Origin of the sequence: Streptomyces sp. ADI95-17 (assembly GCF_003846175.1) — a bacterium.
Taxonomy (GTDB): Bacteria; Actinomycetota; Actinomycetes; order Streptomycetales; family Streptomycetaceae; genus Streptomyces; species Streptomyces sanglieri.
The window spans coordinates 122,453-142,468 of record NZ_ML123046.1 but is presented as its reverse complement, the minus strand read 5'-3'; the positions used below and the strand labels follow the sequence as shown (position 1 = coordinate 142,468).

Here is a 20,016-nt window from a genome sequence, read left to right as displayed (position 1 = left end):
GCGAGGTTCTCGTCGTGTCCGAGCCGGAAGAGGAGCTTCGGGAGCGCCGCCGGGGTGCCCGCGCGGACCAGCGCCTCGGCCGCCGTCTTCCTGATGTTCATGTTCGGATGGTCGAGGCAGACGGCGATCGCGCTGCTCGCCCAGTGGGCGCGGGCGTGGCCCAGGGCGAGCAGCGCCTGCCGGACGGTCTGGATGTCCGGCGCGGTGGTCAGCGCGATCAGCGTCGCCGACAGGGCCTGGGCGTCCTCCCCCGTGGCGTCGCGGGCGAGCAGGGCGATGACGTGCTTGCGTACGTGCCGGTCGCGGTGGCGCAGCAACCGGTGCACCCGGGCGCGGGTGCCCGTCCAGGGGGCCCTGAGCAGCAGTTCGAGCAGGATCGCCTGCTCACCGTCCAGGAGTCCGGGCCGGTCCAGCAGATCCAGTGCCATGGTCGCGAGGAGCGCGTTCCCGGCGTCCCGCGCGTCCTCGGCGCCGAGCAGGCAGACCGGCCGGATCGCGCCCCGCTCGTACAGCCTGCGGCCCAGGGCGCTCACCGCGTCCAGGACCTCCTGCGGCACCACCGGCTCCCCGGCCGGCTGCCCGTACTCCCCCGTACGGCCGGGTGCGCCCGGCTCCCCCGACGCGGCCTGCTCGGCCACGATGCGCAGCAGCAGGTCGGCGATGACCGGGAGGGTGCCCGCGGTGCCGTGGGCCGCCAGCCGGCACAGCGCCGCCACCGGCTCGTCCGGGTCCAGGTGGGAGCGGAGCAGGGCCAGTTCCCGCTCGTCCGGGCCGCCGAGGCCGGCGGCGATGCGCGGGGGCAGGTCGACGGGGTCGAGCCGTACGAGGAGCTCGTGGCGGAACGCCGGATCGCGGTTCAGCAGCCACAGCAGTTCGAGGGCGCGGTTCCGTACGGGGCGCAGATGGGGCGCCGTCTCGTCCGTGGTGAGGCCCAGCCCCTCGCGCAGGGCCAGTACCGTCCGGTCCCCGCCGATCGCCTCCAGCGTGTCCAGGGCCGCGGCAGGGGCGGTGGGCAGCAGGGCGATCACGGCCTCTTCGGCGTCCTCGTGACGCAGTTCGCGGATCGCGTCGAGGAACGGTCCGGGTGCCGGTGCGGAGGGAAGCAGGTGTGCGATCGCGTCCCCGACCGGGAGCTCGCCGGCCCCCTGCCCGGCCAGGGCGACCAGCAGGGCTAGCCGTCGCGGCCAGCCGGGATCGTCGGCCGGCGCCTCCGTCAGTACGCGGAGCGTTTCCTTCCGGGAGGTGAAGAGGACCGTCGCCACGTCGCGGGGCGGAATCGAGTGGTCGGACAGGGCCAGGCCGATGACGGCGGGGACGTCCGGATCGTCCGGGAAGTGCCCGCGCCGATGGAGACCGCGCAGACAGGTCACGGCCGGACCGCCGAACAGCAGGGGATCGCGTGCGGCGACGGCCGTGAGCTCGCCGATGTCGTCGCGGTCCGCCAGGTCTCCGAGCAGTTCCATCCCTCGTCGGCGAGGACCCGGCGGAAGTCCGGGGTCGTCGACGACCCGACGCAGCAGGTCCCGGTGGCCATGGCGTGCGGCGGCCGTGAGGGCGGCGTCGACCACCGCGGGCCACTCCCGCACCACGTCCCGCTCCGCGGCTTCCCCGCCCGGCTCCCGCGCCGCACCCTCTGCCCGTTCCCGCGCGGGACCCACTGCCGGATCCCCGGCCGGATCCCGCACAGCGCCCTCCTCGCGTGCCCCGCCCGGCTCCCGAGCCGCACCCTCTGCCCGTTCCCGCGCGGGACCCACTGCCGGATCCCCGGCCGGATCCCGCACAGCGCCCTCCTCGCGTGCCCCGCCCGGCTCCCGCGCCGGGCCGGCGGCGAGGAACGGGGCGAGGAGGCCGGGCGGCAGGGGATCCGTCGCCGCCCACGGTTCGGCGAGTTCGCCCAGCGCGCCGGCGACCACGGGGGCGCTGTCGGCTCCCAGCAGGCCGATCAGGTCCTCCCGGACCAGCGTCGGGGCCAGCAGTCCGGCGTGCAGCCCCTGCCGGGCCAGCCGTACCGCCTCGGCCTGGAGCACCGGGTCGCCGCTGTCCGCCAGTTCGTCCACGAGCTGCGCCGGCCGGTGCGCAGCGATGATGCTCGTGCCCCGTACGGCCTGGTACAGGAGTTCCCCCCGGGCCTCGTCGCGGAGCACCGCGGGGTCGTGGAGCAGATCGGCGCGCAGCCACGCGATCCGTACCCGTACCGGCAGTGGCCCGGCCGTGCGCCAAGCCGGCCGGGGTCGGCCCCCCAGATGGTGGCCGAGTTCCTCGTACAGCCCGGCCAGGAGGAGATCCGCCTCCGGCGGTCCCGTCAGCGATCGGGGCAGCAGCCGGGCGAGTTCGGCCGGCTCCACGTCGTCGGACGGGGGGCGCTCCGCGACGCGCTCGGCGAGCAGGACCAGCCCCAGATGGCGCTGCCCGGGATCCTCGTGCCCGATCAGCTGCCGCAAGGTCTCCGGTGTGCGGTCCCGCGCGTCCGGGAGCCCGCCGGGCAGGGCTGCTCCGGCCCGGCCCGAGGCGTCGTGGAACTGTTCGTCGGCCGGTGTCTGCATCGTCGGATGCTAACCGCGCACGCTCCGGCCCCACCAACGGGTTTGGCCCCGCCCTCGCTCTCAGTAGCCGCCGAACCCCACGTGGTCCGCGAGCGCCAGCTCGCGGACGAAGGCCCGCACCCGCAGCAGGCACCGGGCGGCGAACCGTACGGCCGGCGAGTGGTGCGGACCGTACGCCGCGGTCCAGAGCGCGGGGACGTGTGCGGACGGCTGGATGTGAGTCATACCTCCAGCTTCGGCCCGCATCCGTGATCGGTCCAACAGATGGTTCAGCTGGCTGCGATCGATAGCGTGGATGGATGGAGCTACGCCAACTCCGCCACTTCATGGCGGTCGTCACGCACGGTGGTTTCACCGCCGCCGCCCGTGCCGAGCTGATCGTGCAGTCCGCGCTGAGCAGTTCGGTGCGCAATCTCGAACGGGAGCTGGGGGCCGAGCTGTTCGACCGGACCGGCCGGCGGGTGGTCCTCACCGAAGCGGGCCGGGCACTGCTGCCGGCCGCCCGGTCGGTGCTCGCCGGGACCGAGGCGGCCCGGGACGCGGTGGCGGCCGTGGCGGGGCTGGTGACCGGCCGGGTCAGGATCGGCACCATACAGACCCTGACCTGCGTGGATCTGGCGGCCGAGCTGGCCGCGTACCACCGGCTGTGGCCCGGGGTGCAGATCTCGCTGCGCGAGGCGACGACGCCGGAGCTGGTCGCGGGGCTGCGGGCCGGTGAGCTGGATCTCGCCTATCTCGCGCCGGACGCCGCCGAACTCCCCGACGGCATCGCCGGGTTCGCGACCTGGCACGAGGACCTGGTGCTGATCACCGCACCGGGCCACCGGCTGGCGGCTGCCGGGCGCACCCTGATCCAGGACCTGCGCGACGAGCCGTTCGTGGACTTCCGGGCGGGCACCGGACTGGAGACCGCGGTGCGGAGACTGGCCGCGCACTGCGGGCTGGAGCGCCGGATCACCTGCGACGTCACCCAGATCCGGCTGCTCGTCGATCTCGTACGGGCCGGCATCGGCGTGGCGATCGTGCCCCGGCGGATCGGCGAGGACGCGGGGCTGCCGTGCGTGAGCATCCGCCAGCCGGAGCCGGGCCGGACCGTGGTCCTGGCCGGGCGGGCGCCCCGGCCCCGCAACCCGGCGGCGGAGGCACTCCTGGACCGGCTGACAGACCCGTCGGGCTTCAGGGACGCAGCGCGCGCAGCAGCAGGTCGGCCAGGTGGTCGGCGACCTCCTGCTGGCTGAGCGGGCCGTCGGGCCGGTACCAGGTGGACAGGTGGTGGACCGAACCGAAGTGGTAGTCGACGATCAGGTCGGCCGGGGTGGCGGTGGAGAACACTCCGCTGTGCTGCCCCTCCTCCACCAGGGCCCGGAAGCGCTCGTGGTAGCGGCGCCGCTCCACCCGGACCTGCTTGTTCTTCTCCGGGCTCAGGTGGTGCATGGACCGGAAGAAGATCGAGGCGTCGTCGAGGTTCTCGATGGTGGTGACGACCACGTCCGCCGCGGCGTCGCGCAGCCGCTGCTCGACGGGGGCGTCGGCGTCGGCGAAGGCGTCCAGGCGCTCCTGCTGGAGGCGGAGCACCCGGGCGTAGACCTCCTGGAGGAGGTCCTCCTTGGAGCCGAAGTAGTGGTAGAGCGCCCCCTTGGTGACGCCTGCCGCCTCGACGATCTCCTGGACCGAGGTGCGGTCGTAGCCCTGCTCGGCGAAGAGCCGGGTGGCGGCGGCCAGCAGCCGCTGAGGGACGGGAGCCGTTTCCCCGTCCGTCGCCTTGGCCATTGCCGCCACCTTCCTTCCGTACCGCGCGTGATTCGGTCTAGCGGGGGGAACGCAGTTCCCGCCTGAGGATCTTCCCACTCGCCGTCTTCGGGAGTTCGGTCAGGATCTCGACCTCGCGCGGGTACTTGTACGCGGCGAGCCGTTCCTTGCAGTACGCGCTCAGCTCCTCGGGCGTGGCGCGGGCGCCGGGCCGCAGGCTGACGTAGGCACGGACGGTCTCGCCGCGATAGGTGTCGGGGACGCCCACGACGGCTGCCTCCCGGACCGCCGGATGGGTGTACAGGACGTCCTCCACCTCGCGCGGCCAGACCTTGAAGCCGGAGGCGTTGATCATGTCCTTCTTGCGGTCGACGACGTAGAGCCAGCCCGCGCTGTCCATGAAGCCGATGTCGCCGGTGCGCAGCTCGCCGTCCGGGAAGGCGGTGGCGGTGGCCTCGGGCAGCCGCCAGTAGCCGGAGACGACCTGCGGGCCGCGGACCGCGATCTCGCCCTGCTCGCCGAAGGGGACCTCCGCGCCGTTCTCGTCGAGGATCCGGACCACCGTGTCGGGGCCGGGGACACCGACCGACAGCGTCCCGGAGACCGGGTCGACGGGGGCTTCGCGCTCCGGCGGCACGGAGGCGCAGGGAGCGGTGCACTCGGTGAGGCCGTAGCCGTTGCGGATGTACGGGCCGAAGCCCGCCCGGAACTTCTCCACCAGCGCGGGCGGCAGCGGCGCCCCGCCCGAGGAGATCACCCGGAAGGAGGCGAAGTGCCCGGGGGTGGCGTCCGGGTGGGCGGCGAGCGCCATGAAGGCGGTGGACGGGCCCACGGTGTAGGCGGGGCGGTGCTCGGCGAAGGCTTCGAGGACGACGCCCGGGTGGAAGCGGTACGCGAGGACGAGGGTGCCCGCGTTGGTGAGGCAGGCGGCCAGCTGGCACACCATGCCGGTGATGTGGAAGAGCGGTGCGAGCGCGAAGTAGGAGGAGCCCTCGGCGACGGGGTGCCCGGCCCGCTGGCGCTCGGCGTTGACCATGATGTTGCCGTGGGAGTTCATGGCGCCCTTGGGGGTGCCGCTGGTCCCGGAGGTGTAGCTGATCAGCGCCACGTCGTCGGCGGCGGGTTCGCGCCCCTCGGGGGCCTCGGTGCCCCGGCGGGCGACGGCGACCAGGTCCTCGGTGTCCCCGGGCACGGGCAGCCGCTCGAAGCCGAGCACGCGGGCGTCGTTCTGCGTCTGGAGGTCCAGCTCGCTGGTGGTGAGGACGGTCCGTACCGTCGGGGCGGCGGCCGCGGTGTCCCGCAGATACGCCTCCCAGGCCGAGTCCGCGCAGATCAGTGCGGTGACCTCGGCGTCCTTCAGTACATGGCCGACCTCGCCGGACTTGTACATCGGGTTGAGCGGGACGACCGTGGCGCCGGCCTTCCAGGCGCCGAGCAGCGCGATCACGAACTGCGGGGTGTTCTGCAGCATGATCGCGACCCGGTCGCCGCGCTCCAGCCCCTCGGCGGCGAGATGGCCGGCCACCGAGTCGGAGAGCGCGTCGGTCTCGCGGTAGCTCAGGCGTCCGTCGAAGTAGGCGAGCGCGGGGTGCCCGGGGCTGCGGGCGGCGGAGTCCCGGAAGGCGTGGACCAGGCTCGCGGCCGGGTGGACGGGGGCCCGCTGGGCCTCGCTGAGCAGGGCGGTCCAGGGCTTGGCCGCGTAGATGGACTCGGTCATGCGCCGGTCTCCTCCCACTTCCGCTGCAGGTGGTTCATGCTGCCGAGCCACTGGTCGGTGTCCTTGCCGCGGGCCCGGTAGTACCCGGCGACCTCGGGGTGCGGCAGGACGAGGAAGCGGTCCTCGGCCATGGCGTCGAAGAGCGCGTCGGCGACCGCCTCGGGCTCGATGGCGCTGGGGGCGAGGACCAGTTCCCCGGCCGATCCGGCGGCGGTGAGCATGTCCGTACGCACACCCTGCGGGCAGATCGCGTGGACCTTGATGCCGCGGTGGCGGTAGGTGAGCGAGAGCCATTCGGCGAAGGCGACGACGCCGTGCTTGGTGACGCTGTACGGGGCCGCGCCGATCATCGTCAGCAGTCCGGCGGCGGACGCGGTCGAGACGAAGCGTCCGCTGCCGCGCTCCAGCCAGTCGGGCAGCAGCGCCCTGGCCGCGCGGACGTGGGCCATCACATTGACGTCCCAGGCCGCGGCCCAGACCTCCTCGTCCGCGAAGACGTCACCGGGCGAGGCGAGACCGGCGTTGGCGCAGTAGATGTCGACGGTGCCGTCGAGCGCGTCCCTGGCGGCGTCCACGATCCGCGAGGCGTCCCCGGCGACGGCGACGGCGCCGATCTCCTCGGCCAGTGCCTTGATCCTCGCCTCGTCGAGGTCGTTGACCACGACCCGCGCGCCCTCCGCGGCGAACCGGCGGGCCAGCGCGGCTCCGATGCCGCCTCCGGCCCCTGTGACCACCACGCCCGCGCCCTGCACCGCACTCATCGGGTCCCGCCTCTCTCAGCCGACTGCCCTGGCAGACTAACCAGTCGGTATGCCGGAGCGGAAGGGGTGGACACCGCCCCGGGGCCACTCCCGTCGCAACCGTCCCGTCCGGCTCGTTCCGTATGGCCCGAACGCGCGCTAGCGTGCGTGACCATGACAGACGTCGCGATCATGGAGGTAGCCCGATGAGCCTGTCCAGACGTGGTTTGCTGGCCGCCGGCGGTGCGGTGGGGGCCCTCGCGGCGACGGCCGCCGGGACCGGGGCCGCGACCGCCGCTCCCGCCCCGGGCAAGGGGCACCGCCGGGTCCGTACCGGCTTCGACCGGCTGGCGGCGGACGGCTACGCGCTGCTGAAGGGCGAGAGGATCGGGGTCGTCACCAACCCCACCGGGATCACCTCCGACGTCCGCCACATCGTCGATGTGATGCACCCGGACGAGCGGGTGGACCTGGTCGCCGTCTTCGGGCCCGAGCACGGCTTCCGCGGCACCGCGCAGGCGGGCGGTTCGGAGGGGCGCTACGACGACCCGGCGACCGGACTCCCGGTCTACGACACGTACTTGAAGAGCGGGCAGCCGCTCGCCGACGTCTTCACCGCCTCCGGCGTGGACACCGTGGTCTTCGACATCCAGGACGCGGGTGCCCGCTTCTACACGTACATCTGGACGCTGTACGACTGCATGGAGGCGGCCGCTCTCGCGGGGAAGCGGTTCGTCGTCCTGGACCGGCCGAACCCGGTGACCGGGCGGGCGGCGCTCGGTCCGGTGCTCGACCCGGCGTTCGGCACCTTCGTCGGCCGCCGGGAGATCGCGCAGGCGCACGGCATGACCGTCACCGAGCTGGCCCTGCTCTTCAACGCGCGGTTCCTGGCCGAACGGCCGGTGGACCTGCGCATCGTGAAGATGTCCGGCTGGAAGCGCTCGGACTTCTTCGACACGACCGGACTGCCGTGGGTGCCGCCGAGCCCCAACATGCCGACGCCCGACACGGCGCTGGTCTACTCGGGGACCTGTCTGTTCGAGGGCACCAACCTCTCCGAGGGGCGCGGCACCACCCGCCCGTTCGAACTGCTCGGCGCCGAGGGCATCGACCACCGCTGGGCGGCGGCCGCGAACGCGCTGGACCTGCCCGGGGTCGCCTTCCGCGAGGCGTACTTCGCGCCGACGTTCTCCAAGTTCCAGGGCAAGACGGTCGGCGGGGTGCAGCTGCACGTCCAGGACCGCGAGGTCTTCGACCCGGTACGCACCGGGATCGCGCTGCTGGTGACGGCGAAGCGGACCTGGAGCGGGTTCGAGTGGCGCGCGGACAACTGGATCGACAAGCTCACCGGCAACACCCGGGTCCGCACGATGATCGACGCGGGCGCGGACACGGATGAGGTCGTCGGCGCCTGGGCGCAGGACCTCGCCGCGTTCCGGGCCGTGCGCAAGCGGTACCTCCAGTACCGGTGAGGTGAGGCCGGGCGGGCCCGTCGAGTGCGGGCCCGCCCGGCCGACCGGTTCCTAGCGGTGCGCCGGGAACTCCACCACCTGCTGGTACGTCGGGCGGTTCTGCCAGTGGATCGCCTTCTGGCCGATCCCGCCGAGCGGCCGGTGGACGATCGAGTCGGAGCACCACTGCTCGCCCGCCTTGCAGTTGTCGTCCCCGGGATAGACCTCCGTGGCCGGCTGGGCCACGGCCTGCTTCAGCGACGTGAGCAGTGCGTCCCGGCAGCTGTCCGGATCACCGCTGCCGCAGTACGACTTGGCCAGCGGCCCCTTGACCGGCTGCCCCAGGACCTGGCGCAGGTCCTTGTCCACGAAGCCCCACCAGCCGTACTGGAACGCGGATCCGCTGTGCGCCCCGCTCGGCCCGTGGCTCGCCGCCGGGGACTCGTCGGTGGCGAGGCTGTCGGTCAGCGCTCCGTACAGGCCCTCGCCGAGCCCCGGCCTGAACTCCGCCTCGACCAGCTTCGGCCACCACGCGTCCATGATCCGCACCGCGTCGGCGTGGGTGTACGTGTGCGAGCCGGGGCTGTTCTCCCTGCGCTCCGAGCCCGCCGCCCGCCAGGACTCCAACTGCTGTACGGCACCGTCGAGTCCGGGATCGGTCACCGGACGGGAGCGGATCACCTTCAGCAGTTCGGGCAGCAGCTGCTCGCCGCGCAGATCGGTGACCGCGGCCTCGGCCATGGCCCGGGTGAGGGACGCGCGGGTCACCCCGCCCTCCTCGACCAGCTTCGCCACCCGGTCGTCCAGCAGATCACCCCGGTGCACCGCGCCGAGACCGAAGCCCGCGGCGGCGTACCCCTTGGCCTGCCTGTTGTTCCAGGAGATGTAGTAGTCCTGCCCGCTGGAGTGCGGGTGCTCGGCGAACGGGGTGTACGCGGCGTTGTTGAGGGCCGGTTCGTACCCCTGCCACTCGTAGGCCCGCTCGGCCCGCACCGGCAGCGCCGGGTCGACGCCCGGCGCGCGCACCGGGTTCATGCCGCTGTTGTAGTAGGCGGCGGTGCGGGAGTCGGCGTAGAACCAGTTGAAGGCGTAGTCGATGTTGCTCGCCGCCCGCTGGAAGGTGGCGGCGTCCTTGACGTACGACGGGTCGTTGAGCATCTGGAAGCCGATGATCGAGTCGGCCTCGTGCCGGTAGGTGGTGCGCAGCGAGGTGTACGCGACGGGCTTGCCGCCCACGGTGGCGCGGTGGGTGACGATGCCGTAGTTCGTGCGCCTCACCTGCATCCGGTAGGAGCCCTTCGCCGTGGAGTCGGCGACGGTCGGCTTCCAGGAGTTGGTGCGCTCCAGGGTCTCCATGGCGGTGCAGCTGCCGCGGTAGAGGTAGTGCGTGGAGTCCTTGGACGGCGTGGAGCCGTCGGGCTCGCACAGGTCGACGGCGTAGGTGTCGGTGATGTCCTGGCCGGCCGAGGTGGCGCTCCAGGCGTAGTCCTGGCCGCGGCCCATCTGGATGTACATGCCGACACCGGCGAAGGAGACGCCGCGGGCGCTGATGCCCGGCCCCTGGAGTTCCTGGAGCATCATCAGCTGCGGGGCGAAGTAGCCGGTCTGCGGCCCGAACACGGCGACGGGGTTTCCGCTCGCGGTGTGCTTCCCGGAGACCAGCAGGGCGTTGGACATGCCGCGCTTCTGGGCGCCGGAGCCGGAACCCGGCAGTGAGCCCTCGGGTATGACGCCGTCGTCGTAGATCCCCTGCGCCTTCTTGAGCGCGCCCGGGGCCCTGACCGGTGCCTTCCTGTCGGTGCCCGCGGAGCCGGTCCGGTCGTGGATCAGGGGCTCAGCGGTGACGGACCCGGCGTCGGGCAGCGCGGTGCCGCGCGCCTTGTCGGGCTTGCCCGCGTAGGGGAACGAGGTGCCGTCATGGATCGTCAGCACGGCCTCGGGGTCCTCGCGCTGGCGGAAGGACTCCCAGACCTTGGTGCCTTCGGCGACGCCGTACTTCTGCTGGGCCGCCAGCAGCGAGAGCGCCGCCTGCACCTCCCCGCCACCGCCGCCGCCGAACTGGCCGCCGACGACCGAGGCGATGGAGATCAGGTCGGTCAGCTTGAACGGCTGGATCTCGCCGGCGTTGGTGATGGCGTCGATCTTGCCGGTGAGGACGTACTCGCCCGGGAAGTAGCGGCCCTTCTTGGACTTCTCCCGGTAGGCGTTGATGCCGTCGACATACGCCTGGGCATCGGCCATGGCCTGTTCGCCGCGGGCGCCCTCGCGGGTCCTGATCTGCTCGACCTGGGCTTCGAGGTCTTCCTCGGTGTACGGGGCCTGCGGCCAGAACTGCTGCTCCAGGCCCTGGTTGGCAAGGGCGCCACCCGCGAACGAGGTCAGCTCGCCGCGTCCGATGTGGCGGAAGAGGTCCATCAGCCAGAGCCGGTCCTGCCCGGCGGCGAACCCGGCGCCGAACTCGGTGCCGTAGCGGGTGGTGCCCTTGATGTGCGGGACACCGGACGCCTTGTCACGGGTGATGGTGACGTCGTCGCGGGGCGAGGTGACGGACTCGACCTGGTCCTTCGGCACGCCGAACGAGGCGTCGTTGAAGAAGTCGGTCAGCTTCTGGTCGGTGAGACCCGAGTGTCCGGCCACCAGGCCGTTGTAGCGGTCGAGTTGGTCGTCGCTGTGGGCGGGATGCGTACCGAACGCCTTGTTGCCGAGGATCTCGACGAGGGTGGCGTTCCCGTTCTCGCCCGGGGGCAGGATGTCGTCGCACTGCCCCTGGCAGTAGTCGGTGACGGGTGTGGGTTCCGCCGCGGCGCCGGCCTGCGGCGAGGCCGCGAGCAGAGTGGTGCCGAGTGCGAGGACCGCCGCTACGGTGGCGGCTCTGAGCTTGACGGTGCGTGGGGGCATGCGCGCTCCTCCGAGAGGCTGTGCGCCGGAGGTTACTGGCGGTATGACCCGTCGGTAAGGTGAACAACCGTCACTTTTTCTGAATCGTCACATGCCGCGCGGTCCGCGGCGTCGCGGTGCCGGGAGGTACCGCTTTTCGGACGATGTCGTTCCCCGATGGATCCGAATCGGAGCGTCGTACGTCCATTCCCAGGGCCTTTCGTTTACGTCCGGCCCGACCCGGACGAAAGGCCCTGGACGCCGAAGTACGAGCGACGGAGGTGACGGTGCGGTGGCGGGATTCCGGAGTCTTGCGAGACAGGTCCGCGATCCACGGAGCGACCTTGCACTGCGGCGGTATTCGCTGCGCAAGTGCCTGGAGAGGTTCGCCCCTTACGGACATCGGGCGACCTGGGACCATCTGTGCGTGCGGCACGGCATCGGGCCCGAGGACCGGTCCCCCGATCCGGCGCGGCTGATGCGCGCGCTGGACGAACTGGAGGCGGCGCGGTCGGTCTGGCTCGGTTACGAGACCGGGTTCGCCGAGCGCCGCAGGCGGGAGAAGCACGACGGGCTGCGCCGGCCCGGCGCGTTCGACGACTGGCACCGGCTCACCTGGGGCGGCAACGGGGTCGCCCGCTGCGAGGACCCGGCGGTGCATCCCTCCCGGCCGCTCGCCGAGGTACTGCGCCGGCTGATCGCGGCGCTGGAGTCGGCCCCCGGCACGGCCTGCCCGGTGTGCGCGGGCACCGACCTCCGCTGGCTCCACGAGCCGTGGTCGGGCCCGGTCTGCACGGACTGCGGGATCGAGGTGCCGCAGCCGGTACTCACCCCGGCGGCACTGGCCAAGGCCCGCAACGCGGGACGACGGGATCTGGCCTCCGCGGCGTGACCCGCTCCGGGACAGGCCGACGGGCCCACGGGGGACCGGCCGGCACACACCGGCCCACGGGCGCTCGGCCCACAGACGCATGGTCTACGGGCACTCGGCCTACGGACGCCCGGTCTACGGACGCCCGGTTACGGACGCCCGGCCGACGGACGCCCGGCCGACGGGCGCTCCGGCATCAGGCGCGAGCCGCTGATCTGCCGGCCGGAGACGTCGTCCGGATTGGAGAGCACGCAGTTCTCCAGCGACAGGCAGCCGCAGCCGATGCAGTCGGTGAGGTGGTCCCGCAGCCGCGTCAGCCGCGCGATGCGGTCGTCCAGTTCGGAGCGCCAGGCCGCGGAGAGCCGTGCCCAGTCGTCGCGGTTCGGGGTCCGCTCCTCGGGGAGTTCGGCGAGGGCGTCCCGGATGGTGGCGAGCGGGATGCCGACCCGCTGCGCCGCGCGGATGAACGCCACCCTGCGCAGCGCGTCCCTGGTGTAGCGACGCTGGTTGCCGCTGGTGCGGCGACTGCTGATCAGGCCCTTGGCCTCGTAGAAGTGCAGGGCCGAAACAGCGGCGCCGCTGCGCGCGGAGAGCTGTCCGACCGTGAGTTCATGGAGCGTCTGTGGGATCTGGGGCACCCCTCCAACCCTACTGGCCCGCCTAGGGCCGGGTCCGTCGTTGACAGGAACGCACCCGCCAACCATGCTGAGCAAGCGCTTAGACAGCGCGACGAGGGACGGCCCGGAGCGGGAAAGGCAGGGACCAGGGACATGGCAGAGCCGAGGATCTTCACGTCCGCGCAGGAGCTGCGCGACGGAGTGGGCGAGCAGCTGGGACACAGCGACTGGCTGGAGATCGAGCAGAAGCGGATCGACCTCTTCGCCGAGGCCACCGGTGACCACCAGTGGATCCACGTGGACCCGGAGCGGGCCGCCGCCGGACCGTTCGGCAAGACGATCGCGCACGGCTATCTCACGCTCTCGCTGCTGCCGACGCTCGTACCGCAGATCATGCGGGTCGAGGGCATGAAGATGGGCATCAACTACGGGACGAACAAGGTCCGCTTCCCGTCGACCGTGCCGGTGGGCTCGCGGCTGCGTGCGTCGGCCGTCCTGAAGAGCGTCGAGGAGGCCGGCGGCGGGGTGCAGGTCACCGCCGTCGTCACGGTCGAGCGCGAGGGCGGCGACAAGCCGGTGTGCGTGGCCGAGTCGGTGTCGCGCTACTACTTCTGACGCGTCCGGCTCCGGCACGCCCGGTTCCGGCACATCCGGCCCGGCGGCGGATCGCCGCCGGGCCGTCGCACTACCGCTCGGCCGCGACCATGCGCAGCACGAGGCCGGCGTAGAGTTCGCCGACCTCGTCCGGTGTCCGGCTGCCCTGCTCGTTGAACCAGCGCGCCACGTCGATGCAGAGCGAGAGCACGGCGAGCGTGGTGCCCGGCACGTCGGGGACGTCGAACTCCCCCGCCTGCACGCCTTCACCGATGATCCGGCGCACCACCGCGTCGCTCCTGCGCCGCAGTTCGACGATCTCGGTGCGGTGCTCCTCGCCGAGGGCGTCGAGTTCGTACTGGACCACGCGGGCGGTGGTGTGCCGCTCGGCGTGCCAGCGGACGAAGGACCGCACCGCCTCGGCGAGCCGCTCGGCCGCCGTGCCCCCGCCGTCGGCGGCCGCCTCCAGGACGAACAGGGCGCGGTCGTGGCCGATCCGGCTGATCCGGTGGAGCAGTTCTTCCTTCGTCTTGTAGTGGATGTAGAGCGCGGCGGGACTCATCCCGGCCCGGCCCGCGATGTCGCGGGTGGTGGTGGCGTGGTACCCGCGCTCGGCGAAGGCGTCGACGGCGGCGACGAGCAGCCGCCGGGCCGCCTCGGGCGTCACCTCGGCCCACGGCGCACTGTCGCCGTCGGTCTCCTCCGCCGTGCTCATCGTCACTCGCCCCTCTCGTCAGCAGGACGAACACCATACCCCGAACCTGAGCAAGCGCTTAGGGTCCGTCCGGCGGGATCGTCAGAGCTTCTGGAAGGGGTCGTGCTCGGCGAGGATCTTCTCCAGCCGGGCCTGGTCGACCCGGCTGACGATCCGCCCCGCCTCCTGGCGGTCGCGGATGACCTTGGCCAGGGTGAAGCAGGACGTGACGAGGTAGAGGACACCGATCGCGAGGAATCCGCGGACCCAGGCGTCGGCGTCGAGGAAGTAGATACCGAGAGCCACCGCGCCCATCGCCACCCCGAAGGAGGCGACGGCCTGGCCGTAGAAGGCGGCGGTGCCCTGCTGCTTGACCTGTGCTGTCTCACTCATGGCGCCCAGCATCGGCCGACGTGGCGTGCGCCACATCCGCTCTGCTACTCAGCCCGGTACTCAGACGCCCGTTCGAACGACGGCGCCGGTTCAGAAGGCGGAGACCCCGGTGAGCGCGCGGCCGATGATCAGCTTCTGGATCTGGCTGGTGCCCTCGTACAGGGTCATCACCCGGGCGTCGCGCAGCAGCTTGCCGACCGGGTATTCGTCGATGTAGCCGTAGCCGCCGAAGACCTGGAGCGCGTTGTTGGCGGCGCGGACGGCGGCCTCGGACGCGAAGAGCTTCGCCTTGGAGGCGGCGGTGGCGAAGTCCTCGCCACGGTCGACGAGGTCGGCCACCCGCCAGGTCAGCAGCCGGGCGGCGTCCACGTCCACGGCGATGTCGCTGATGAGTTCCTGGACGAGCTGGTAGCTCGCGATGGACTTGCCGAACTGTTCGCGCTCGGCCGCGTAGCCCACGGCGGCGTCCAGGGCGGCCTGGGCGATGCCGACGCAGCCGGCCGCGACCGACATCCGCCCCTTGGCGAGAGCGGACATGGCGATGGAGAAGCCCTTGCCCTCCGGGCCCATGAGCGCCGATGCGGGCACCCTCACGTCCTCCAGGACCACCTCGGCGGTGGCCTGGCCGCGCAGGCCGAGCTTGCCGTGGATGGTGCGGCGGCCGAGACCAGGGGTGTCGGTGGGGACCAGGAAGGCGGATATGCCCCGGTGGCCGGGGGTGTCGTTGGTGCGGGCGAAGAGCAGCACCACATCGGCCCAGGTGCCGTTGGTGATAAACATCTTGCTGCCGTTGATGACGTAGTCGTCGCCGTCCCGGACGGCCCTCGTCGTCAGATTCCCGGCGTCCGAGCCGGTGCCCGGCTCGGTGAGGCCGAAGCAGCCGATCGCCTCGCCCGCGGTGAGCCTCGGCAGCCAGTGCCGCTTCTGCTCCTCGTCGCCCCGGGCGGCGATGGTCTTGGCGACCAGGCCGAGGGAGACGGAGACGATGCCGCGGACCGAGGAGTCACCGCGGCCGAGCTCCTCGGTGACCAGGCAGTAGGTCAGGTGGTCGCCGCCGGAGCCGCCGTACTCCTCGGGAACGGTCAGCCCGAGGAAGCCCACCGAGCCCAGCTTCTTCACGATCGACCTGTCGACGTTCTCGGCCCGGTCCCACGCCACGACATGCGGGGCGATCTCACGGGCGACGAAGTCCTTGGCGAGCCGCCGGACGGCTTCCTGCTCCTCGCTGAGCTCCAGGTTCATCCTTCGACTCCCACACTTTAATTAGCACTGCTAGTTTTGTGCTTGCAGGCCCTACTATGTGCCGCATGGCCCGACCGCGCAAGCCCCTCCTCAGCAGAGACCGCATCATCGTGACGGCGAGCGCGCTCGTGGACTCCGAGGGGCTCGACGCCGTCTCCACCCGCCGGCTCGCGGCCGAACTCGGGGTCAGCGGACCCTCGCTCTACAACCACTTCCGCAACAAGGACGAGATCCTGGACGCGGTCGCGGACGCCGTGTCCGCGCAGGTCGATCTGTCGATGTTCGACGAGTCGGACACCCGCGACTGGCGCGCCGCCCTGCACGACTGGGCCGTCTCCTATCGTGCGGCGCTCACCGAGCACCCGCACATCGTTCCGGTGCTGGCCCAGGGCCCGGGGCGCCGGCCGGCCGGTCTCCGGGTCGCCGACGCGGTGTTCGGCGCGATGGTCAGGGCCGGCTGGCCGCCCGCCCAGGCCACGTACATCGGGGCGCTGATGCGCTACTTCATCACCGGTTCGGCACTGGGTTCCTTCGCCCGCGGCTTCGTCGACGACGAGACGGCGTACGACCCCGCCGACTACCCGCACCTCGGTCAGGCCCATCTGCTGGCCGAGCGGGGCCGGAAGATCGACGAGGGGGCCTTCGAGACCGGGCTGCGGGCCCTGGTCGACGGCCTCTCGGCCCAGTACGAGCTGCTGGCACCGGCCGGGACGGTTCGGCCGGCGCCGAAGCGTTCCTGACGCATCCTGGTTCCCATGGCACGCATGGCACACCCCGACCCGGCCGCGCCCCGGCTCGCCGCCCTGGCCGCGCTCCTCGCCGACGAGACCCGCGCCGCCTTCTGCCTGGCCCTGCTCGACGGCCGCGCCTGGACCGCCGGCGAACTGGCCCGGTACGCCTCCGTGGCACCGTCGACCGCCAGCGAACACCTCGGCAAGCTCGTCGCGGGCGGTCTGCTGGCCGAGGAGCGGCAGGGCCGCCACCGCTATCTGCGGCTGGCCGACGAACGGATCGCGCACCTCGTCGAGGACCTGGCGGCCCACGTCGTCCCCGGCTCCCCGCCCGAGCGTCCGCGCACCCTGGGCGCGGTGAGCGCGGGCAGCGCGATGGCCCGCGGCCGCACCTGCTACGACCATCTCGCGGGGCGGATCGGCATCGCGATCGCCGACGCCATGGCCGTACGGGGGCTGCTGGAGCGGGACACCGGCTTCGCGCTCACCGGCGAGGGCCTGCGCTGGTTCGACGAACTGGGCATCGGCCTGGAGACGGGCTCGCGGCGTCCCCTCGTACGGAGCTGCCTGGACTGGACGGAGCGCAGGCCGCACCTGGCCGGGGTGGCGGGTGCCGCGCTGTGCCGCCATGCGCTGGACGCCGGGTGGTGCGTACGGATCGGGTCCGGACGGGCGGTGAAGGCCACCCCGGCCGGGGAGCGGGCGCTGTACGAGCGCCTCGGCATCGAGCCGGAGACAATTCGGTAGGGGCCGAACGGTCGCGGCCCTACCGTCGGAGCCATGACTACGCCCCCGACCTCCTCCCCCGCCGCGCACCGCGACTGGCGGGCCACCGCCGCGGCCTGCACCACCGTGCTGCTGTGGGCCTCCGCCTTCGTCTCCATCCGCAGCGCCGGCGAGGCCTACTCGCCCGGTGCGCTCGCCCTCGGCCGGCTGCTCGCCGGCTCGCTGGCGCTCGGCGCGCTGCTGCTGGTGCGGCGCGAGGGGCTGCCTCCGCGGGCCGCCCGGCCGGGGATCATCTGGTCCGGGCTCCTCTGGTTCGGGCTCTACATGGTGGTGCTCAACTGGGGTGAGCAGCAGGTCGACGCGGGCACCGCCGCGATGGTGGTGAACATCGGCCCGCTGCTGATCGCGCTGCTCGGTGCCCGGATGCTGGGCGAGGGGCTGCCCGGCAGGCTGCTGGCGGGCATGGCCGTGTCGTTCGCGGGCGCCGCGGTGGTGGGGCTCTCGATGTCCGGGGAGGGCGGTGCCTCGGTGCTCGGCGTGCTGCTGTGCCTGCTGGCCGCCGTCGCGTACGCGACCGGGGTGGTACGCCAGAAGCCCGCGCTGCGGCACGGCTCCGCGCTGCAGATCACCACCTTCGGCTGCCTGGTCGGCACCGTCGCCTGTCTGCCGTTCTCCGGAGCGCTGATCTCCGACGCCGCCGACGCACCGCTGTCCGCCACCCTGAACATGGTCTATCTGGGCCTCTTCCCGACCGCGCTGGCCTTCACCACCTGGGCCTACGCGTTGGCCCGGACCACCGCGGGGCGGATGGGCGCCACCACGTACGCGGTACCGGCGCTGGTGGTGCTGATGTCCTGGCTGGTGCTGGACGAGGTGCCCGCGCCGCTCACCGTCGGCGGCGGGCTGCTCTGCCTGGCCGGGGTGGCGGTCTCCCGGATGCGTCCGCACACTGGCCTGACGCGGAAGAATCCGGCACGGCCGGTGGAGGGACGCCGACATGACGCGGAACACCCGGAAACCGAGCGGCGCTGAGCGGACGGCGAAGAAGAGCCCGAGGGAGAAGCCGGCCTGGGACCGGGAATCCGGGCCGGCCGCGCTCACCGAGGCGGCCCGGTACGGCGGCCCCGGGCTCGAAGGCTTCCGGGTGGCCGACAGCGGCGACGACGATCCGGTCCTGGTGACGCCCGAGGGCCGGGCGCGGGACGCCTGGCGGGAGGACTACCCGTACGACCACAAGCTCGGCCGCAAGGCGTACGAGAAGTCCAAGCGCGCCCTGCAGATCGAACTGCTCAAGCTCCAGCACTGGGTGAAGGAGCGCGACGAACGCCTCGTCATCCTCTTCGAGGGGCGGGACGCGGCCGGCAAGGGCGGCACGATCAAACGGTTCACCGAGCACCTCAACCCCCGTGGCGCGCGGGTGGTGGCGCTGGAGAAGCCCACCGAACGCGAGCGCACCCAGTGGTACTTCCAGCGGTACACGGCGCATCTGCCGTCCGCCGGGGAGATCGTGCTCTTCGACCGGTCCTGGTACAACCGGGCCGGTGTGGAGCGGGTGATGGGGTTCTGCACCACCCGCGAGTACCTCGAATTCATGCACCAGGCACCGGGCTTCGAGCGGATGCTCGCCCGGGACGGCATCCATCTCGTGAAGTTCTGGTTCTCCGTCTCCCGCAACGAGCAGCGCAACCGGTTCATGATCCGCCAGATCGATCCGGTGCGGCAGTGGAAGCTCAGCCCGGTCGACCTCGCCTCACTGGACAAGTGGGACGCGTACACGGAGGCCAAGGAGCTGATGCTGTTCCACACGGACACGGCGGACGCGCCCTGGACCGTGGTGAAGAGCAACGACAAGAAGCGGGCCAGGCTGGAGGCGATCCGGCATGTGCTGCACCGCTTCGACTACCCGGACAAGGACACGGCGGTGGCCCACGAGCCGGACCCGCTGATCGTGGGTCCGGCCTCCCGGCTCTTCGAGCAGGGCGAGATGGACGCCCGGCTGCTCACCACGGACAAGGCCCTCGCCGGGCCCACGGACTGAGCCCGGCGAGGGATCACGGGACGGGCCGTCAGAACACCACCAGGGCCCGTCCCCCCTTGCCCGCGATCATGTTGTCGAACGCCGCCGGGATGCCGTCCAGGGTGATGCGTTCCGTCACCAGGGCGCCCAGGTCCAGCCGGCCCTCCCTGATGTGGCCGGCCAGGACCGGCAGGTCCCGCGCCGGGTCGGAGTTGCCGTAGACGCAGCCGGAGAGGGTGCGCCCCCAGTGGAAGAGTTCCAGGGCGTTGAAGGTGACCTGCTGGTCCTTGCCGCCGATGCCGACGACCGTGGTCCGGCCGCCGCGGCGGGTCGACTCCCAGGCGGTACGGATGGTGGCGGCGCGGCCCACGCACTCGATGGCGGCGTCCACCCCCTGTTTGCCGGTGAGGGCCCGGATCTCGCGGGCGGTGTTCTCCGAGGCGACCACGTAGTCGGTGGCACCGGCCCGGCGGGCCAGCTCCTCCTTCTGCGGGGACACGTCGACCGCGACGATGCGCGAGGCGCCCGCGATGCGGGCGGCCTGGAGCGCGGCCAGCCCCACTCCCCCGGCGCCGAACACCGCGACCGTCTCGCCCTCGCGCAGCTGCGCCGAGTGGTGCACGGCGCCGTAGCCGGTGAGGACTGCGCAGCCCAGGAGGGCCGCGTCGGTGAGCGGGATGCCGTCCGGAACGGGCAGTACGCAGTCGGCGGCGACCACCGTCTCCTCGGCGAACGCGGCGACGTTGAGACCGGGGTGCAGTTCGCTGCCGTCGTCCGTACGCCGGGCGTGCACGGCGCCCGCACCGTTCAGGGCGTTCGCGCAGAGCCAGACCTCGCCCAGCGTGCAGGCGTGACAACTTCCGCAGGAAGGCGCCCAGTTGAGGACGACCCCGTCGCCGGGTGCCACCTGGGTGACGCCCTCGCCGACCGCGGTGACGGTGCCCGCGCCCTCATGGCCGAGGACGGCGGGGACGGGCACCCGCATGGTGCCGTTGGACAGCGAGAGGTCGGAGTGGCAGACGCCGGCGGCGGCGAGGGCGACCCGCACCCGGCC

19 protein-coding genes are annotated in these 20,016 nt (G+C 72.4%); 8 read left to right on the top strand and 11 right to left on the bottom strand.

Annotated features, from left to right (window positions below; translation table 11 throughout):
- Both EES42_RS44710 and EES42_RS44705 read right to left on the bottom strand, forming a co-directional pair.
- Positions 1-2,543 (bottom strand): HEAT repeat domain-containing protein (locus EES42_RS44710; protein ID WP_241196391.1); only part of this gene is annotated, 2,543 nt, incomplete at its 3' end.
- Between the two features lie 60 nt (positions 2,544-2,603).
- Positions 2,604-2,768, bottom strand: coding sequence for a hypothetical protein (locus tag EES42_RS44705; protein WP_164495241.1), 165 nt, complete (start codon positions 2,766-2,768; stop codon positions 2,604-2,606).
- 74 nt (positions 2,769-2,842) lie between these two features.
- Here EES42_RS44705 and EES42_RS14495 point away from each other — a divergent pair, with 74 nt between their 5' ends.
- Entirely contained in the window at positions 2,843-3,781 is a 939-nt protein-coding gene (locus EES42_RS14495; RefSeq protein ID WP_124718643.1) for a LysR family transcriptional regulator, read from the top strand.
- On the opposite strand, the gene EES42_RS14490 is transcribed toward EES42_RS14495, so the two are convergent.
- Genes EES42_RS14490 through EES42_RS14480 form a run of 3 tightly spaced genes read right to left on the bottom strand, consistent with a single transcriptional unit; the run spans position 3,720 to position 6,770 of the window.
- Positions 3,720-4,313 (bottom strand): TetR/AcrR family transcriptional regulator, encoded by a 594-nt coding sequence (locus EES42_RS14490; RefSeq protein ID WP_124718642.1) that lies wholly within the window; start codon positions 4,311-4,313, stop codon positions 3,720-3,722. The genes EES42_RS14495 and EES42_RS14490 overlap by 62 nt on opposite strands.
- Positions 4,314-4,350: 37 nt before the next feature.
- Positions 4,351-6,009 carry an AMP-binding protein gene (locus EES42_RS14485; protein WP_124718641.1) on the bottom strand — a complete coding sequence of 553 codons (1,659 nt, stop codon included), beginning with the start codon at positions 6,007-6,009 and terminating at the stop codon, positions 4,351-4,353.
- A complete protein-coding gene (locus EES42_RS14480) occupies positions 6,006-6,770 on the bottom strand; it encodes an SDR family oxidoreductase (RefSeq protein WP_124718640.1) in 765 nt (254 codons plus the stop codon). Before EES42_RS14480 ends, EES42_RS14485 begins: the two co-directional genes overlap by 4 nt.
- Positions 6,771-6,955: 185 nt before the next feature.
- On the opposite strand from EES42_RS14480, the gene EES42_RS14475 reads away from it, so the two are divergent.
- Complete coding sequence (locus tag EES42_RS14475; RefSeq protein ID WP_124718639.1) at positions 6,956-8,221, top strand: exo-beta-N-acetylmuramidase NamZ family protein; 1,266 nt, start codon at positions 6,956-6,958, stop codon at positions 8,219-8,221.
- A gap of 51 nt (positions 8,222-8,272) precedes the next feature.
- On the opposite strand, the gene EES42_RS14470 is transcribed toward EES42_RS14475, so the two are convergent.
- Positions 8,273-11,098: a penicillin acylase family protein gene (locus EES42_RS14470; RefSeq protein WP_124718638.1), complete on the bottom strand. Its 2,826-nt coding sequence runs from the start codon at positions 11,096-11,098 to the stop codon at positions 8,273-8,275.
- A 271-nt stretch (positions 11,099-11,369) separates the two neighbouring features.
- Here EES42_RS14470 and EES42_RS14465 point away from each other — a divergent pair, with 271 nt between their 5' ends.
- Positions 11,370-11,969, top strand: coding sequence for a hypothetical protein (locus EES42_RS14465; protein ID WP_124718637.1), 600 nt, complete (start codon positions 11,370-11,372; stop codon positions 11,967-11,969).
- 128 nt (positions 11,970-12,097) lie between these two features.
- Here EES42_RS14465 and soxR read toward each other — a convergent pair whose 3' ends face one another.
- Entirely contained in the window at positions 12,098-12,586 is a 489-nt protein-coding gene (soxR, locus tag EES42_RS14460; protein WP_124718636.1) for a redox-sensitive transcriptional activator SoxR, read from the bottom strand.
- Between the two features lie 132 nt (positions 12,587-12,718).
- Here soxR and EES42_RS14455 point away from each other — a divergent pair, with 132 nt between their 5' ends.
- The gene (locus EES42_RS14455) at positions 12,719-13,180 is read left to right on the top strand and encodes a MaoC family dehydratase (RefSeq protein ID WP_124718635.1); all 462 of its coding nucleotides are present in this window, start codon (positions 12,719-12,721) and stop codon (positions 13,178-13,180) included.
- A gap of 70 nt (positions 13,181-13,250) precedes the next feature.
- Here EES42_RS14455 and EES42_RS14450 read toward each other — a convergent pair whose 3' ends face one another.
- From EES42_RS14450 to EES42_RS14440, 3 genes are all read right to left on the bottom strand, one after another.
- Positions 13,251-13,874, bottom strand: a complete 624-nt coding sequence (locus EES42_RS14450; RefSeq protein ID WP_124718634.1) for a TetR/AcrR family transcriptional regulator — start codon at positions 13,872-13,874, stop codon at positions 13,251-13,253.
- A gap of 81 nt (positions 13,875-13,955) precedes the next feature.
- Positions 13,956-14,246, bottom strand: coding sequence for a YiaA/YiaB family inner membrane protein (locus EES42_RS14445; RefSeq protein ID WP_189276305.1), 291 nt, complete (start codon positions 14,244-14,246; stop codon positions 13,956-13,958).
- Between the two features lie 90 nt (positions 14,247-14,336).
- A complete protein-coding gene (locus EES42_RS14440) occupies positions 14,337-15,488 on the bottom strand; it encodes an acyl-CoA dehydrogenase family protein (RefSeq protein WP_124718632.1) in 1,152 nt (383 codons plus the stop codon).
- A gap of 65 nt (positions 15,489-15,553) precedes the next feature.
- Between EES42_RS14440 and EES42_RS14435 the strand changes: the two genes are divergently transcribed.
- The 4 genes from EES42_RS14435 to ppk2 are packed head-to-tail and all read left to right on the top strand — an operon-like array spanning position 15,554 to position 18,983.
- Complete coding sequence (locus EES42_RS14435; RefSeq protein ID WP_124718631.1) at positions 15,554-16,228, top strand: TetR/AcrR family transcriptional regulator; 675 nt, start codon at positions 15,554-15,556, stop codon at positions 16,226-16,228.
- Positions 16,229-16,252: 24 nt separating this feature from the next.
- Positions 16,253-16,966 carry an ArsR/SmtB family transcription factor gene (locus EES42_RS14430; protein ID WP_124719367.1) on the top strand — a complete coding sequence of 238 codons (714 nt, stop codon included), beginning with the start codon at positions 16,253-16,255 and terminating at the stop codon, positions 16,964-16,966.
- A 33-nt stretch (positions 16,967-16,999) separates the two neighbouring features.
- Complete coding sequence (locus EES42_RS14425; RefSeq protein WP_124718630.1) at positions 17,000-17,977, top strand: DMT family transporter; 978 nt, start codon at positions 17,000-17,002, stop codon at positions 17,975-17,977.
- Positions 17,943-18,983 carry a polyphosphate kinase 2 gene (ppk2, locus tag EES42_RS14420; protein WP_241196390.1) on the top strand — a complete coding sequence of 347 codons (1,041 nt, stop codon included), beginning with the start codon at positions 17,943-17,945 and terminating at the stop codon, positions 18,981-18,983. The genes EES42_RS14425 and ppk2 overlap by 35 nt, the downstream gene beginning before the upstream one ends.
- A 28-nt stretch (positions 18,984-19,011) precedes the next feature.
- Here ppk2 and EES42_RS14415 read toward each other — a convergent pair.
- Positions 19,012-20,016, bottom strand: a 1,005-nt coding sequence (locus EES42_RS14415) for a Zn-dependent alcohol dehydrogenase (RefSeq protein WP_164495240.1), incomplete at its 5' end; no start/stop codon positions are given.